General features: G+C 71.6%; 14 protein-coding genes. 5 read left to right on the top strand and 9 right to left on the bottom strand.

Going from position 1 to position 16,314, the window contains the following annotated elements; translation table 11 throughout:
- Window positions 1-64: 64 nt before the first annotated feature.
- Window positions 65-1,141: a class I SAM-dependent methyltransferase gene (locus GH747_RS10830; RefSeq protein ID WP_205602897.1), complete on the bottom strand. Its 1,077-nt coding sequence runs from the start codon at window positions 1,139-1,141 to the stop codon at window positions 65-67.
- A 133-nt stretch (window positions 1,142-1,274) separates the two neighbouring features.
- Here GH747_RS10830 and GH747_RS10825 point away from each other — a divergent pair, with 133 nt between their 5' ends.
- On the top strand, window positions 1,275-4,037 hold the full coding sequence (locus GH747_RS10825) for an AAA family ATPase (protein ID WP_163695499.1): 2,763 nt from the start codon (window positions 1,275-1,277) through the stop codon (window positions 4,035-4,037).
- 247 nt (window positions 4,038-4,284) lie between these two features.
- Here GH747_RS10825 and GH747_RS10820 read toward each other — a convergent pair whose 3' ends face one another.
- Window positions 4,285-4,968 (bottom strand): O-methyltransferase, encoded by a 684-nt coding sequence (locus GH747_RS10820; RefSeq protein ID WP_276208345.1) that lies wholly within the window; start codon window positions 4,966-4,968, stop codon window positions 4,285-4,287.
- A gap of 213 nt (window positions 4,969-5,181) precedes the next feature.
- On the opposite strand from GH747_RS10820, the gene sigE reads away from it, so the two are divergent.
- Both sigE and GH747_RS10810 read left to right on the top strand, forming a co-directional pair.
- Window positions 5,182-5,787: an RNA polymerase sigma factor SigE gene (sigE, locus tag GH747_RS10815; RefSeq protein ID WP_149769615.1), complete on the top strand. Its 606-nt coding sequence runs from the start codon at window positions 5,182-5,184 to the stop codon at window positions 5,785-5,787.
- The gene (locus GH747_RS10810; RefSeq protein ID WP_149769614.1) at window positions 5,787-7,046 is read left to right on the top strand and encodes an anti-sigma factor family protein; all 1,260 of its coding nucleotides are present in this window, start codon (window positions 5,787-5,789) and stop codon (window positions 7,044-7,046) included. The genes sigE and GH747_RS10810 overlap by 1 nt, the downstream gene beginning before the upstream one ends.
- Window positions 7,047-7,111: 65 nt before the next feature.
- On the opposite strand, the gene GH747_RS10805 is transcribed toward GH747_RS10810, so the two are convergent.
- From GH747_RS10805 to GH747_RS10775, 7 genes are all read right to left on the bottom strand, one after another.
- The gene (locus tag GH747_RS10805; RefSeq protein WP_149769613.1) at window positions 7,112-7,456 is read right to left on the bottom strand and encodes a sec-independent translocase; all 345 of its coding nucleotides are present in this window, start codon (window positions 7,454-7,456) and stop codon (window positions 7,112-7,114) included.
- Between the two features lie 32 nt (window positions 7,457-7,488).
- Window positions 7,489-8,634, bottom strand: a complete 1,146-nt coding sequence (locus GH747_RS10800; RefSeq protein ID WP_149769612.1) for an Mrp/NBP35 family ATP-binding protein — start codon at window positions 8,632-8,634, stop codon at window positions 7,489-7,491.
- A 28-nt stretch (window positions 8,635-8,662) separates the two neighbouring features.
- Window positions 8,663-9,208, bottom strand: a complete 546-nt coding sequence (locus tag GH747_RS10795) for a DUF1003 domain-containing protein (protein ID WP_149769611.1) — start codon at window positions 9,206-9,208, stop codon at window positions 8,663-8,665.
- Entirely contained in the window at window positions 9,205-10,452 is a 1,248-nt protein-coding gene (locus tag GH747_RS10790; protein ID WP_228552882.1) for a magnesium transporter MgtE N-terminal domain-containing protein, read from the bottom strand. Before GH747_RS10790 ends, GH747_RS10795 begins: the two co-directional genes overlap by 4 nt.
- A gap of 104 nt (window positions 10,453-10,556) precedes the next feature.
- Entirely contained in the window at window positions 10,557-11,306 is a 750-nt protein-coding gene (locus GH747_RS10785; RefSeq protein WP_149769610.1) for a hypothetical protein, read from the bottom strand.
- A gap of 110 nt (window positions 11,307-11,416) precedes the next feature.
- Entirely contained in the window at window positions 11,417-13,669 is a 2,253-nt protein-coding gene (locus GH747_RS10780; protein ID WP_149769609.1) for an FdhF/YdeP family oxidoreductase, read from the bottom strand.
- Window positions 13,666-14,220 carry a hypothetical protein gene (locus GH747_RS10775; RefSeq protein ID WP_149769608.1) on the bottom strand — a complete coding sequence of 185 codons (555 nt, stop codon included), beginning with the start codon at window positions 14,218-14,220 and terminating at the stop codon, window positions 13,666-13,668. Before GH747_RS10775 ends, GH747_RS10780 begins: the two co-directional genes overlap by 4 nt.
- On the opposite strand from GH747_RS10775, the gene GH747_RS10770 reads away from it, so the two are divergent.
- Together GH747_RS10770 and GH747_RS10765 are read left to right on the top strand one after the other, a co-directional pair.
- Entirely contained in the window at window positions 14,219-15,181 is a 963-nt protein-coding gene (locus GH747_RS10770) for a DMT family transporter (RefSeq protein ID WP_205602896.1), read from the top strand. The two genes, GH747_RS10775 and GH747_RS10770, sit on opposite strands and share 2 nt — an antisense overlap.
- Before the next feature lie 109 nt (window positions 15,182-15,290).
- A complete protein-coding gene (locus GH747_RS10765) occupies window positions 15,291-16,268 on the top strand; it encodes an HpcH/HpaI aldolase/citrate lyase family protein (RefSeq protein WP_228552881.1) in 978 nt (325 codons plus the stop codon).
- Window positions 16,269-16,314 lie beyond the last annotated feature (46 nt).

The raw sequence follows: 16,314 nt of genomic DNA, 5'->3' as shown, positions 1-16,314 counted from the left end.
CAGTCTGCTCCCGCAGACGGGTGCGACGGCCCGAGGTTGTCAGCCCGGCGGTGGTGGACCGACGTCACTTGCGTACGGCGATCACCCGGTGGAAGGGCGTCTCGGCCACCGAGGCGAACTGCGTGAACCCCGCCGCGGACGTGATCTCGCGGATCTTCGCCGGACCGGCCTGCGTGCCGATGGCCAGTCCGACCTCCTGCGACAGCGAGGCAGGCGTGCAGAGCAGCGTCGAGAAGCCGTAGTAGGCCCGCCCGACGGGGTTGAGGTTGTCCTCGACCCGGTCGCCGGCCATCGGCTCGACGATCATCCACACGCCGTCGTCGGCCAGCGCGCCGTACACGTGCCGCGCCGCTCCGACGGGATCGCCCATGTCGTGCAGGGCGTCGAACGTGGTCACCACGTCGTACCCCGCCTCGCCCAGCCGCTGCGCAGGCTCCACCGTGAACCGCGTGCGGTCCGAGACACCGGCGGCCGCGGCGCGCTCACGGGCCACGTCGATGGATGCTGCGTGGTAGTCCGACCCGACGAACGTCGAGTTCGGGAACGCCTCGGCCATGAGGATCGTGGACGAGCCGTGGCCGCAGCCGATGTCGGCGACGGTGGCGCCGGAGCGCAGCTTGTCGGTCACGCCGGCTGCTGGCAGCCAGGCGTCGACGAGGTACGCCAGGTAGCTGGGGCGGAAGAAGCGCTCGCAGCCGAGGTGCACGTCGCCGTTGTGCTCGTGCCAGCCGACGCCGGCGGAGTCGCGCGCAGCCTCGACGATGCGGTCGGAGTCGGCGACCGTGCCGAGCGCGATCTGGAACAGCCCCGGCAGGAAGGCGGGACTGGACTCGTCGGTGAGCGCGACGGCGTGCTCGGCCGGCAGGACGTACCGGCCGGTGTCGGCCTCGTACCGGACGAACGATCCGGCGGCCTGGGCGTTGAGCCACTCCCGGGCGTACGGCTCGGCGGTGCCGGTGCGCTCGGCGAGCTCCGCCGGCGTGAGTGCGCCGCCGTCTGCGAGCGCCTGGTAGTAGCCGAGCTTGTCGCCGAGCACGACCAGAGCTGCGTTGAGCGTCGCCCCGACCTCGTCCACGGCACGGAACACGAAGGACATCAGTACGCCTTCGTCGATCTGCTCAGCGTCGATCTGTGTGGTCATGTCACCCTCCTAGGTGAGCTGGTTGTCGTGGTCCTGACGCTAGGAACCAGCGCTGTCCCGGGGCATCCGGCGACCCCCCTGGTTGATGGCAGACCAGGGGCCAGGGGCCCTCTGGACGGGCTACATTCGGGGCATGCTCGTCGGGCGGGCGCGGGAGACCTCCGCGATGCTCACGCTGCTGGAGCGCGCTCGGCACGGCACCAGCGGCGCCGTCGTGGTCCTCGGCGAGGCCGGGATCGGCAAGTCGACGCTCCTCGCGCAGGCCGTCGACGCGGCGGCACCCGACATCCGCGTGCTGGCGACCTCGGGCGCGGTGCCGGAGCGCGAGCTGCCGTTCGCGGGCCTCGCGCAGCTCCTGCGGCCGATCCTGGGCCATCTCGACACGCTCCCCGCGGTCCAGTCCGAGGCGCTGGCCCAAGCCCTCGCGCTCCGCGCCGGAGGACGAGGGGAGGCGCCGACCGGGCCGGGCGAGCGCTTCGCGATCTCCGCGGCGACGTTGGGCCTGGTGAGCCGCGCGGCCGAGGACGAGCCGCTGCTGCTGCTCGTCGACGACCTGCACCATCTCGACCGCCCCTCCGTCGACGCGATCCTGTTCACGGCCAGGCGGCTGCTCACCGACGCCGTCGCGGTGGTGGTCGCGGCGCGGGTGGGGGAGGGCGTCGACGACCTCGTCGCCGATCTCGACACGATCGAGCTCGGCGGACTGTCGCGCGAGGAGTGCAGCACCCTGGTCGCGACGCGAGGCCTGTCGAGCACGCAGGTCGAGCGGCTGCACGTGGTCAGCGGAGGCAACCCGCTCGCGGCGCTCGAGATGGCCCGTACGCCCGACCTGCTGGCACGTGACCCGGGCACGATGCCGGTGCCGCGCCTCATCGAGGAGGCGTTCGCGGGTCGTCTCGACGCGCTGGCTCCCCAGGCACGCACCGCGATGACCGTCGCCGCGCTGGCCGGAGACGTCGACCTCGGGACGATCGCCCGCGCGTGCGTCGCTGCCGGGTGCGCCCTGAGCGACCTCGGTGAGGCCGAGAACGCCGAGCTGATCGAGGTCGACCCGGACCGGGTCCGGTTCCTGCACCCGCTCATGCGGGCGTCGCTGGTCCAGGCGACCGAGCCGTCCGTACGCCGTCGGCTGCACCGCACGATCGCCGGCGCGCTGCCCCCGGGCGATCTCGACCGCCGAGCGCTCCACCTGTCGGCGTCGACCATCGGCCCCGACGCCGAGGTCGCTGCCGTCCTTGACGCGGCGACCGCGTCGGCGGCGCAGCGGCGCGCGTACGCGGTGGCGTCCGGCTGGGGTGAGCGCGCTGCCCACGCGAGCGACGACCCCGAGGAGCGTGCCCGCAGGCTGGTGGCCGCGGGTGAGCACGCCTGGCTCGGCGGGCTGGCGGACCGTGCTCTGGAGATCTTCGGCGAGGCCGTCGCGAGCGCACCGACCGATGCGACGCACCGCCGCGCACTGGCCCTGCGCGGCGTCGTCAGCGCGCGCTGCGGCTCGTTGGTCGAGGCACGAGACCTGCTTCTCGAGGCATCAGCCCCGATCGCCGTCGACGATCCCGACACTGCGGTGCTGCTGCTCGCGGAGGCTGCGTATGCGTGCGTGTACCTGTGTGATGCCGCAGCCGCACGGACCGTCATCGCCCGCCTCGACGGGGTCCAGGACCGGACCGAGCACGACCGGAGCCGGATCATCGGCGATCTCGCGGGCGGCATTGCTCGTGTGATCGTCGGCGAGGGCGACGAGGGCGCGGAACGCATCCGGCGCGCCGTCTCGGCATCGGGGGCCGGGGACCTCCTCGAGGACCCGAGATGGCGAGCCTGGGGGCTCCTCGGGCCGATGTGGCTGCGCGAGTCCGGCGACGCCCGCGCGCTGGTCGAGGCAGTGGTGAACGACGCCCGCGGGCAGGCCGCCGTGGGGACGCTGCCGTTCCTGCTGTTCCACGCCGCGCGCGACGACGCGGCGACCGACCGCTGGACCTCGGCAGAGGCCGCGTACCGGGAGGCGATCGCCCTCGCCCGCGAGTCCGGCCAGCGCACCGACGAGGCGATCGCGCACGCCGGCCTCGCATGGCTGCTCGCGCGGCGCGGGCGCGAGGACGAGATGCGTGCCGTGGCGCAGGAGGCCGAGCGCCTGTGCGTGCGCAGCCGGCTGAACTTCGGCAAGACGTGGCTGCGGTTCGCGTGGGGCGACCTCGCGGCCGGGCTCGGGCAGCACGAGGTGGCGGTCGGGCAATATCGCGACCAGCAGGCACTCGTACGCCGTCTCGGAGTCGACGACGCCGACCTGTCACCCGCGCCGGAGCTGGTCGACTGCCTCGTACGCGTCGGCGACGCCACGACCGCCCGGACAGAGGCGGAGGCGTTCGAGCGGCTGGCGGAGGCGAAGGGGCAGCCCTGGGCGCGGGCCCGTGCCCACCGCGCGGTCGCGCTGGCCGGGATCGACCCTGAGGAGCGGTACGCCGCAGCCCTCGCCGAGCACGCGCACAGCCCGGATGCGTACGAGCGGGCGCGCACACAGCTGGCGTACGGCGCGTACCTGCGGCGCGAGCGTCGCCCGAGTGAGGCCCGTGACGTCCTGCGCGAGGCCGTCGCCACGTTCGACCGGCTGACGGCGGCACCCTGGGCGGAGCAGGCGTCGGCCGAGCTCGCAGCGAGCGGGGAGCGGGTGCAGCGCCGGGCGGTGGGGGCTGAGCAGCCGCTGACCCCGCAGGAGATCCAGGTGGCGCGCCTCCTCGGGGACGGGCGTACGACGCGGGAGGCCGCCGCCGCGCTGTTCCTGAGCCCGAAGACCGTCGAGTACCACCTGCGGCACGTCTACATCAAGCTCGGCATCTCCACGCGTGCGGAGCTTGCCGCGCGGCTGAGCGAGGACGCCGAGCTGCGCCGGTCCGCCGGGTGAGCGAGCGCACCCTCCCGCTGGTTGGGCAGATGCGCCCTCCGCTGGTTGAGCATGTGCACCCTCCCGCTGGTTGAGCGAGCGCAGCGAGTCGAAACCCCGGTGCGGTGGTTTCGACTCGCAAGCTCGCTCAACCAGCGGGGATGAGGGGCTCGCTCAACCAGCGGGGACGACGGCTCGCTCAACCAGCGGGGACGACGGCTCGCTCAACCAGCGGAAATAGCTCGCTCAACCAGCGGGGACCGCTCGCTCAACCAGCGGTGATGGCCAGCTGCGCGACCAGGAGCCCGTCGCCGACCGGCAGCAGGGCCGGCAGGAACCGCTCGTCCTCGAGGAGCGTGCGACCGAGGTCGCGGACTGCGACGGTGTCCTCGTCCCGACGGGCGGGGTCGGCCACACGGTCGTGCCACAGGGCGTTGTCGAACGCGAGGACCCCGCCGGGGCGCAGGAGACGGACGGCCTCGTCGACGAACTGGGGGTAGTCGCGCTTGTCCGCGTCGACGAACACCAGGTCGTACCCCCCGTCGGCCAGACGGGGGAGCACCTCGAGGGCGGAACCGGAGATGAGGCGGAAACGGTTGGCGGCGATGCCTGCCTCGGTCAGCGTCGCTCGTGCGAGCCGTTGGTGCTCGGCCTCGCGGTCGACCGACGTGAGCACGCCGTCGGCACGCATGCCGCGCAGCAGCCACAACCCGGAGACCCCGGTGCCCGTGCCGACCTCGACGACGGCACCGGCGTTGGCGACCGCGGCGAGCAGCCGCAGTGCGGCTCCGCCACCGGGTCCGATCGGTGCCACGCCCACCTCGTCCGCACGGGCGCGCGCGTTCTGCAGGTGCTCGTCCTCGACGACGAACTCCTCGGCGTACAGCCAGCTCTGCGGGGTGATCGCGGTGGCGATGACGGACTCCTCTCGCACGCCGGGGAGGCCCGGCACCTGGCCCACAGCCTAAGGCATCCGCGCCGGAACTCCGGGGATCTCCGGGCCGCCTCGCCGCAGCCGCTGCAGGCCGTGTGTGGCGATCATCACCCCGCCGCCGGAGGCACGGGCGACGAACCGGCGTCATAGGGAACGCCCAGCCCCGTCTCATCGTTGTCTCAGGTTGTCGGGAGACGATCGGGATCCGAGCAGCACAGGAGGTCGTCACACATGGGCACCACCGGAACCCCGGCCGGATCGCAGACTGCCTCCGGCGCGACCGTCGGCAGCTGGGAAGAGATCGTCGAGCAGCACTCGGCTCGCGTCTTCCGGCTGGCCTACCGCCTGACGGGCAACCAGCACGACGCGGAGGACCTCACGCAGGAGGTCTTCATCCGCGTGTTTCGCTCACTCGACTCGTTCAAGCCCGGCTCCTTCGAGGGCTGGATCCACCGCATCACCACCAACCTCTTCCTCGACCGCGTCCGCAGGAAGTCGAAGTACCGGTTCGACCGCTTCGGCGAAGGGGCCGAGGAGCGGCTCCGTGCCGCCGACCCGTCGCCTGAGCTTGCCTGGTCCGACGCGAACCTCGACGCCGACGTCGAGGCCGCGCTCGCGGCGCTCCCCGACGACTTCCGGGTCGCCGTCGTCCTGTGCGACATCGAGGGCCTCTCGTACGAGGAGATCGCCGACGTCCTGGGCGTCAAGCTCGGCACCGTCCGCTCGCGCATCCACCGCGGCCGCAAGCTGCTCCGCGCGTCGCTGGAGCACCGAGCGCCCTCCGGGACGCGCACCCGGTTCGCCGGGCCGATGGAGCCGGCGGTGGCCCCCCGCTGATGGCACACCTGGGAGATCGCGTCGCGGCGTACGTCGACGGGCAGCTGCCCGCCGACGAGGCGTCGCGTGCGGACTCCCACCTCGCGACGTGCGAGGCGTGCCGCGAGGCCGTCCGTGCCCAACGAGCGCTCAAGCGCCGGATGACCGGCCTCGGTGCGACACCGGCGCCGTCGACGACGCTGCTCTCAGCCCTCTCGGATCCTGAGCGCCTCGCCGCGGCCGGCCCTCCCTCGCGCCTCACGGTGATCTTCGACCACCTTGTCGTGCGCGCCACCATCGCGGCTACCGGTGCGACCGCGGTCCTGGCCGGCATCGCGTACGTCGTCGGTGCCCCGCACCAGCCGGTCGAGACCGTGACCCCGCCGGTCGGCCAGCTCGTCTCCCAGTTCCAGGGCGCAGCGGACCCCGTGTCGCAGAGCGTCCGCGCGGCGGCACCCGCGGAGGTCTCGGTGGCGTCCCTTCCCGCCCACGCCACATCCCCGGCGGACGAGGCCGCCGAGCGCGAGGCAGTGACGCTGCTCGAGCGGGCGCTCGGGTCGGCGGTGAGCGTCCAGCTGCTCGCCCACCGGTACGACCTGTCGGTCGTCCGCCCGCGTACGGGCGTGGCCGAGGTCGTCGTCGCGTCCGGCGGGCAGCGGGTCGCGACCTACGCGCTCGACGAGGCGTCCGGCAAGGTCCGCGAGGTCGTCCGGTACGCCCAGCACGACGCGCTCGACTCCGTGGTCCGCGCCATCCGTCCGGTCGCCCGCGGCGCCTCGACGGCGGTCCGCACGCACCCGTCCGGCCAGCAGCCGCAGAGTGCAGGGGGTGCCCAGCCGATCGAACCCGCGGTGATGGAGCGACTCGTCGCCGACGGCTGGCCCTGCCACGAGCGGCTCGGCACCACGCTCGAACGCGTCGAGGCGCACTGGATCGACGTCCAGGGTGAGCGCGTGATCGCCCTCACCTACACCGACGGAGAGTCCACCCTGACCGTCTACGAGCAGCACGGCTCCCTCGACAAGGCGGCCACTGAGGGCTACGAACGCGTCCAGGTCGGCAAGGACGCGATGTGGGTGCGCGACGGGTCTCCCGCGGTGGCGACCTGGGACGCCGAGGGCGTCGTCTACACGGCGGTCACCGACGGCTCGGTGGACCACCTCCGCGAGGCCGTCGCCGACCTGCCGCAGCGGCCGTACGACGTGGGTCCCCTCGACCGCGTACGCACCGGTCTCGGCCGCTTGACCGCCTGGGTGACGCCGGGGTCGCGCGACTCCTGAGCCGTCGTCGTCGTACGGTGCCGGGTCGCCGCGGTGCAGCCGGTCGTACGGCCAGCTCGGCAGTCTCAGGTGGCGTCGACGTCGAACGGCGCAGGCTCCCCGGCCGCCAGCGGGCGCTGGCCGGGCGACTTCGCTGCCGACGAGGGCTCGTCGTCGTCGTCGTCCGGGTCGGAGTCGACGGCGCCCTTGATCATCTCGCGCGGGTCGAGGCCCTTCAGCTCGTCGCGCAGGGACGTGTAGTCGTCGCCCATCTCGCGCTGGAGGTCAGCCTTGGCGTTGTCGGCCATCTGGCGGACGGTGCGCACGAGCCGGCCGAGCTGACGCGCGAACTCGGGGAGTCGCTCCGGCCCGAAGACCACGATCGCGACGATGGCGATCACCATCATCTCCGGAATCCCGATGTCGAGCATGCGGGAAGCCTAGCCCGTAGACCGGCAGCGGGTCAGCGGCCGGTGGGCGAGAGGCCGAGCTGCATGCCCGCGAGACCACGAGCGCGACCCGACAGCGTCTGCGCGACCTGCAGCAGGGCCTTGCCGGCCGCACTGTCCGGAGCCTCGTCGACGATGGGGACGCCGGTGTCGCCGCCGACCCGCATCTGCTCGTCGAGCGGGATCTGGCCGAGCAGCGGCACGTCGTAGCCGAGTCGCTGGCTGAGCGTGGTGGCGACCTGCTGGCCACCGCCGGACCCGAAGACCTCCATGCGGTCGCCGTTCGGGAGCTCGAGCCACGACATGTTCTCGACGACCCCGACGACGCGCTGGTGCATCATCGACGCCATCGTGCCCGCGCGCTCGGCGACCGACGCGGCGGCCTCCTGCGGCGTGGTCACGACGACGACCTCGGCGTTGGGGAGGTGCTGGCCGAGGCTGATGGCCATGTCACCGGTGCCGGGCGGGAGGTCGAGGAGCAGCGCGTCGAGGTCGCCCCAGTAGACGTCGGACAGCATCTGCACGAGAGCACGGTCCAGCATCGGTCCGCGCCACGCCACGACCTGGTCCTTGCGCGGCTTGAGCATGCCGATGCTCATGACCTGCATGCCGCCGACGGGCACGGGCATGATCATGTCCTCGACCTGCGTCGGCCGGGCGTCGCCGACGCCGAGCATGTCGGGGATCGAGTGTCCGTAGATGTCGGCGTCGACGATGCCGACCTTCAGGCCCTGCGCGACGAGCGCCGCGGCGAGGTTGACGGTGACCGACGACTTGCCGACACCACCCTTGCCCGACGCGATCGCGTAGACCTTGGTGAGGGAGCCGGGGGCCGCGAACGGGATCTCGCGCTGCGCCTGCCCACCGCGCAGGACCTCCTGGAGGTTCTTGCGCTGGTCGTCGTTCATGACGCCCATCGGGACGCTCACGTCGGAGACGCCGTCGACCTTGGACACGGCCGCGGTGACGTCGCGCGTCAGGGTGTCCTTGAGCGGGCAGCCGGCGACGGTCAGCAGCAGGTGCACGGTGACGGACCCGCCGTCGATCTCGACCCGGTCCACCATGCCGATCTCGGTGATCGGTCGGCGGATCTCGGGGTCGTTGACGGTCGACAGCGCCTGGTTGACGGCGTCGGGATTCACCACGGTCTCTACGGGCATGACTCCGATGCTACGTGCGTGGTGGGCATCACCGAGGGGTCGGGTCGGCCAGCCCGTCGGTCGGCTCCTCCTCGCCGCCCGCCAGCCGGTCCTCGAGGTCGCTGACGAGCCCGCGCAGCTCCGAGCGCATGAAGTCGCGCGTCGCGACCTCGCCCAGCGCCAGCCGGAGGCTCGCGACCTCGCGCGCCAGGAACTGCATGTCGGCGTGGGCCCGGGCGGTCTGCTCGCGGTCCTGCTCCTGGGTCACCCGGTCACGCGCCTCCTGGCGGTTCTGGGCGAGCAGGATCAGCGGCGCGGCGTACGAGGCCTGCAGCGACAACATCAGCGTGAGGAAGATGAACGGGAACTCGTCGAAGCGCCACGAGGTAGGTGCGAGCGTGTTCCAGAGGATCCACGCCGCGACGAACACCGTCATCCACGCGATGAACGTCGCCGTCCCCATGAACCGCGCGAACCCCTCGGCGAACTTGCCGAACGTCTCGGCGTCCATCCGGCGCCGCCCCTCGCGGCGCCAGCCTCGACCGGCCTCGCGCGGCTGGTCGAGCCGGACGCGACGATCTTCGCGGTCGCTCATCGAACGACCTCTGACTCGTGGTCGCGCCAACCCTCGGGCAGCAGCTCGTCCAGGACGTCGTCGACCGTGATCGCGCCGACGAGGTGGTTGGACTCGTCGACGACGGGACACGCCACCAGGTTGTACGTCGCGAGGATGCGGGCGACCTCGTGCAGCGACGTGTCGGGGCGCGGCCAGTCGATGTCGTTGACGGCGATGGCTCCGACCAGTGACGACGGGGGTTCACGGAGCAGGTGCTGGAAATGCACCACGCCGAGGAAGCGCCCCGTCGGTGTCTCGACCGGCGTCCGGGCGACGTACACGAGGGCAGCGAGCGACGGCGACAGCTCGGGCTCCCGGATCCGGGCGAGTCCCTCGGCGAGGGTCGCATCCGGGGGGAGGATCACCGCGTCCGAGGTCATGAGGCCGCCGGCCGTGCCCTCCTCGTAGACCATGAGGCGTCGGACGTCCTCCGCCTCGTCGGGCTCCATGAGCGCGAGCAGCGCCTCGGCGGTCTCGAGCGGCAGCTCCGCGATCACGTCGGCCGCGTCGTCGGGGGACATCTCCTCGAGGACGTCGGCGGCGCGCTCGGGATCGAGGCGCCCGAGGATCTCGACCTGGGCGCCCTCGGGCATCTCCTCGAGGACGTCGGCGAGCCGCTCGTCGTCGAGCTCGGCGGCGATCTGCGTACGGCGCTGGACCGGCAGCTCTCGCAGCGCGTTGGCGAGGTCGGCCGGGCGCATCGTGTCCATCGTGGCGAGCAGGTGCGTGGCGCCCTGCGAGGGCTGCTCTCCCGTGAGGTCGGCCACGTCGTTCCAGGCGACGACGACGCCGTGGCCGCGTCGGCTGAACCGCTTCGAGCGCTCGCGGACGGCGACGTCGGAGAGGTGCCAGTCGTGGCTGCGGTCCTCCTCCATGGCGACGTCGTACACGTCGCCCGTCAGTCCCAGCGACGGCACGTTGACCGTCCGGTCGAAGAACTCACCGAAGACCAGCGTCTCGGTCTGCCGCTTCTCGAACCTCCGAAGGTTGAGGACCCCCGTCGTGATGATCTGCCCGCCGTCCAGCGACGTCACCCGCGTCATCGGGAGGAACACGCGCCGACGCCCCAGCACCTCGATCACCAGGCCGAGGACACGAGGGAGCCGGCCGGCGCTGCGTTGGGTGACGACGACGTCACGCAGCTTGCCGACCTGGTCGCCAGCGGGGTCGAAGACGGCATGCCCCGCCAGCCTGGCGAGGAAGATGCGGCTCGTCGAGGTCACGGGGTCAGCCTAGCCGTGGTCTGCTCCCGCGCCGGACGTACGACGCCCCGCCACCGCTGCGCGGTGACGGGGCGTCGAAGGAGTGCTCGGGCGAGCGACCTGTGTCAGGCCTTGCCGTAGGTGGTGAAGACACCGCCGGCCGTGGTGGAGGTGCCCTTCACGACGAACCGGTACTTGTACTTCTTCGACGAGCGGAAGGTGTACTTGGCCTTGCCCTTGCTGTTGAGCTTGAGGGTCTTGACCGTGCGCCACTTGCCGCTCTTCTTGCGCTGCAGCTTGACCTTGGTCTTGTAGTTCGTGTACTTCCCGTTGGACGAGAAGCGCTGGAGCTTGATGTTGGCGACCTTCTTGGAGGAGCCGTACCAGTAGCGGACCTTGCCGCTGGCCTTGAGGCCGGACTTCACCGAGAACGTGCGGCCGGCGACGCTGGAGTCGACTGCGGTCTGCTTGACGTAGTTGGCGTCGTTCCACTGGACCCGCACGTTGGAGACGTAGAACGGGCCACGACCCCAGCTGTTCTGGACCGTGAGATAGCCGGTCATGTTGGTGTAGCCCGAGCCGATGTAGGCGGCCTGGACGTTCGCGGCGACACGCGTGCCAGCCCGGTAGACGTCGACGTAGATGGTCGCCGAGTAAGGGATGGGGGCGACCTGGCGCGCGGTCGTCGCGATCCGGTAGCCCTTCGTCGACGCGTTGATGGCCGTGCCGCCGTACGACGGGTAGACCTTGATGCCGGTGACGTCGACCGGGGACACCGCGGCGGCGGCCGGGGCGGCGGACGCGACCGCGAGGCCGGAGAACGCGAGAGCGCCACCCGCCACGACGGCGGAGGCGCGCTTGAGGAGGGTCTTCACAGGGGGTGCCTTCCTGGCAGGACGAACGATGCTACAGAAAGATAACCGATGAAAGGTCCATCCCTCGCATCGCGGTCATGTGGTATGGGTTTCAACGATCTCGCTGGGGTCTAGCGGCGCTCCAGCCGCACCACGACCGACTTCGACGTCGGGGTGTTCGACCCCACCGCGACCGAGTCCAGCGGTACCAGCGGGTTGGTCTCCGGGTAGTACGCGGCGGCCGTCCCGCGAGGCACGTCGTAGGCGACGACCCGGAACGCCGGCGCGCGCCGTTCGGAGCCGTCCTCGGCCACCGACACCAGGTCGACCACGTCACCGTCGTCGTACCCGAGTGTCGCGATGTCCTCGCGGTGGACGAAGACGACGTGGCGCCCGCCCTCGATCCCGCGGTAGCGGTCGGACAGCCCGTAGATGGTGGTGTTGAACTGGTCGTGGCTGCGCAGCGTCTGAAGGAGGAGGTGCCCGTCCGGCACCTGGAGCACGTCGATCGGAGAGACGGTGAGCACGGCCGCGCCCGCCGGTGTCGGGAACGTCAGCGAGTCCCGGGGCGGGTGCGGCATCACGAAGCCGCCCTGCCGGTCGGTGTTCGCCTCGTACCCGGCGCACCCGGGCACGACCCGCGCGATGTGGCGGCGTACGACGGTGTAGTCGTCGCGCATCGCCGCCCAGTCGATCTGCGGCGCGCCGGGGCGACGCGCCAGCGTGTGCTCCGCGACGTGGCACACGATCGCCGTCTCCGACAGCAGCATCTCGCCCGCCGGCTCGAGGCTTCCGCGCGACGCGTGGACGACTGACATCGAGTCCTCGACGGTCACGTGCTGCTCACCGGACGGACGGCGGTCGATCTCGGTGCGGCCGAGGGTGGGGAGGATGAGCGCGGTGCGACCGCAGACCAGGTGCGAGCGGTTGAGCTTGGTGGACACCTGCACGGTGAGGTCCGTACGCCGCAGCGCGTCCGCGGTCACGCCGGTGTCGGGCGCTGCCTGGACGAAGTTGCCCCCGAGCGCCATGAACACCTTCACGCGACCGTCGCGCATCGCCCGGATCGCATCGACCGTGTCGTAGCCGTGCTCGCGCGGTGGCTCGAACGCGTACTCGCGCGCGAGCGTGTCGAGGAAGTGCTGCGGAGGGCGCTCCCAGATCCCCATCGACCGGTCGCCCTGCACGTTCGAGTGGCCGCGTACCGGGCACAGCCCCGCCCCGCGCCGGCCGATGTCGCCGCGGACGAGCGCGAGGTTGACGACCTCCTTGATCGTGGCGACCGCGTTGCGGTGCTGGGTGAGGCCCATCGCCCAGCACCAGATCGTCGCCTTCGAGCCCCGCAGCATCTCGGCGGCCTCGGTGATCTGGCCCCGCGTCAGACCGGTCGCCGACTCGACCACCGCCCAGTCGACGGCCGCGACGTGGGCGGCCCAGGCGGGGTAACCACGAGTGTGCCGCGCGACGAAGTCGTGGTCGATCGCGTCCCACTCGACCAGCAGCGACCCGATCGCCTGCAGCAGCGCGAGATCGCCGTTGACGCGCACCGGGAGGTGGAGGTCCGCCAACGGGGTGCCGGACCCGACGACCCCCCGGGCCTTCTGCGGGTTCTTGAACGCGACCAGGCCGGTCTCGCGCAGCGGGTTGATCACGAGGATCCTGGCCCCGCGGCGCTTGGCGGTCTCGAGCGCGCTCAACATGCGGGGATGGTTGGTCCCGGGGTTCTGTCCCGCGACCACGATCAGCTCCGCGTCGTACAGGTCGTGCAGCTGGACGCTGCCCTTGCCGATGCCGATCGTCTCCTGCAGCGCTACGCCGGTGGACTCGTGGCACATGTTCGAGCAGTCCGGCAGGTTGTTGGTGCCGAAGGCGCGGGCGAACAGCTGATAGGAGTAGGCGGCCTCGTTCGAGGCGCGGCCCGAGGTGTAGAACGCCGCCTCGTCGGGCGAGTCGAGCGCGGCGAGATGCTCTGCGATCAGGTCGAACGCGTCGTGCCAGCCGATCGGCTCGTAGTGCGTCGCTCCAGGTCGTTTCACCATCGGATGCGTGAGGCGACCCTGCTGGCCGAGCCACATCTCGTCGTGGGCGGCCAGCGCGGCGATCGAGTGCGACGCGAACAGGTCGGGCGTCGCGCGACGGCGGGTCGCCTCCTCCGCGACGGCCTTGGCGCCGTTCTCGCAGAACTCCGCGACCGACCGGTGCTCGGGATCCGGCCAGGCGCAGCTCGGGCAGTCGAACCCGCCGACCTGGTTGAGCTGACGGAGCGTCTTCGTCGCGCGCACGGGTCCCATCGCCCGGACGGCGCGGTCCAGCGCGACGGCGACACCCGTGACGCCTGCGGCAGCCTTCTTCGGACGGCCGACCTCCAGCTCGGGGTCGGTCATGAGTCCGTCGGCTCGGACAGCCGGGGCGCGCGGCGCTGCCGGTGCAAGGAGAACGGCCTGGCGCGTACGGTCCGGGCGGGCGACTCCAACGGACGTTCGCGCTGGTCCGAGTCGCCGAGCCCTCCGCCTGGCGAGGCGAGGAGGTCGGTCGGCCGCAGCCGGACGACGACGCACTCGCGGGCCCACCGCGCGGCAGCCTCGTCCGCCTCGAACAGGTTGAGGCGGTCGGCGGCGAGCGCGGCCGTGATGTCGTCCCAGTCCGGGTGGTCGGGGCTGATGACCTCGACGTCGGCCCGGACCTTCGCGACCTGGGCGCGGGTCGACTTCGCGCGGAGGTCGAGCACGACCTCGCGCTCGCCACTGATCCCCGGCAGCGGCTGCTCGTCACCACCGGCGACGACGCAGACGGCGTCTCCGTGCCACACGTGCCAGACGGGGTGCCAGGTGCCGGCGTACAGGATCCAGAGCAGCCCCGACTTCTTGGCGACCTCCGCCACGAAGGCTCGGCGGAACAGGGCATCGAAGTCGGCGACAGGCTCGACAGGCTCCATGAGCGACAGCATAGGCGTCCCCAGCCACGGGGCGGTGGTCGTCGACCGGGGGCCGTACGCCGCAGCGCATACTGCCGAGGTGAACGTCCTCCTCGCCGCCGTCGCCGTGCTCGGCGTGTCCCTGTCGGGTCCGCTGATGGCGGGGACACCGGCACCGGCGCTCGCGATCGCGTTCTGGCGCAACGCCCTCGCCGAGGCCGTCCTGCTGCCGGCCGTCCTCACCACGCGCAACCGGCGCGAGCTCCGGACGATGACCCGCGCCGACGTGCGTACGTGTCTGTTCGCGGGGGCAGCGCTGGCCGCCCACTTCGCGACCTGGGTGACCGCGCTCAAGCTGACGTCGGTCGCCGCTGCCATCGCGCTCGTGTCGATGCAGGTGGGCTGGATCGCCCTCATCGACCGGCTGCGCGGGAAGGCGATCGCGCCGGCGGTCCTGCTCGGTGTCGGGCTGGCGTTCAGCGGGGTCCTCGTCATCACCGGGGTGGACCTGACGCTGTCGCGCGACGCGCTGATCGGCGACCTGCTCGCGCTCGTCGGCGGGCTGACGGCGGCGATCTACACCATCACCGGGGCGCGGGCGCGGGAGTCGCTGTCCACGACCACGTACACGTTCCTCTGCTACGGCTCCTGCGCGGTGATCCTGTTGATCGGGTGCCTGGTCGGCGGCGTACCGCTGGTCGGCTTCAGCGCCCAGGCGTGGGCGGGCATCCTGGCGGTGACGGTCACCGCGCAGCTTCTCGGGCACTCACTCATCAACCATCTCCTCGCGGTGATGAGCCCGATGCTGGTGTCGCTGATCCTCTTGATCGAGGTCCCGGGAGCGGCGCTGCTCGCGACCGCGATGCTCGGTCAGGCGCCTGGCGTGGGGGTCTATGCAGGGCTCGCGCTGATCCTGGGAGGGCTCGCCGTCGTCGTCACGCGCAGGCCCCCGCGGCCGAGCGAGGTGCCCGACTCCGACTGAGTCGCGGGGCGTGAGAAGCAGGTCACACTGACCTCGCTGTTACTAGTCGTTAACACTACTCGTAGGTACAGTCAGGCCTGATCCCGTCCCCGTAGCACCGAGGTGACCCGTGTCTGCTGTGTCCCAAGAGAACAAGTCCCTGCGTTCGCGCCGCTCGTGCCTCGCCGTGCCCGGCTCGAACCCGCGCTTCCTGGAGAAGGCCAAGGGCCTGCCCGCAGACCAGGTCTTCCTCGACATCGAGGACGCAGTCGCGCCGCTTGCCAAGCCGGACGCCCGCAAGAACATCGTCGCGGCGCTCAACGAGGGCGGCTGGGGCGACAAGGTCCGCGTGGTCCGCGTCAACGACTGGACGACCCAGTGGACCTACCGCGACGTGATCGAGGTCGTCGAGGGCGCCGGCGCCAACCTCGACTGCATCATGCTCCCGAAGGTCCAGACCGCCGAGCAGGTCATCGCGCTCGACGTCCTCCTCACCCAGATCGAGAAGACGATGGGCTACGAGGTCGGCCGCATCGGCATCGAGGCGCAGATCGAGAACGCCCTCGGCCTGACCAACGTCAACGCGATCGCTGCCGCGTCGCCGCGCGTCGAGACCATCATCTTCGGCCCCGCCGACTTCATGGCGAGCATCAACATGAAGTCGCTCGTCGTGGGCGAGCAGCCCCCGGGCTACGACGTCGGCGACGCCTACCACCACATCCTCATGAGCATCCTCATGGCGGCACGCGCGTACGACAAGCAGGCCATCGACGGCCCGTACCTCCAGATCCGCGACACCGACGGCTACAACCGCGTCGCCTCGCGCTCGGCGGCCCTCGGCTTCGACGGCAAGTGGGTCCTGCACCCCGGCCAGGTCGACGTCGCCAACGAGGTCTTCAGCCCCCGCCAGGAGGACTACGACCACGCCGAGAACATCCTCGACGCGTACGACTGGTTCACGTCCGAGGCCGGCGGCAAGAAGGGCTCGGCGATGCTCGGCGACGAGATGATCGACGAGGCCTCTCGCAAGATGGCGCTCGTGATCTCGGCCAAGGGCCGCGCCGCCGGCATGCAGCGCAGCTCGACGTGGGAGCCGCCGACCGAGTGAGGTCGGCTGACAACCTCAGCTGCCGTCGTACGAGCGCACCGATCAG

This window comes from Mumia xiangluensis (assembly GCF_010994095.1).
GTDB lineage: Bacteria > Actinomycetota > Actinomycetes > Propionibacteriales > Nocardioidaceae > Mumia > Mumia xiangluensis.
The sequence above is the reverse complement of the archived record's forward strand: the minus strand, read 5'-3'. Positions and strand labels throughout refer to the sequence as shown.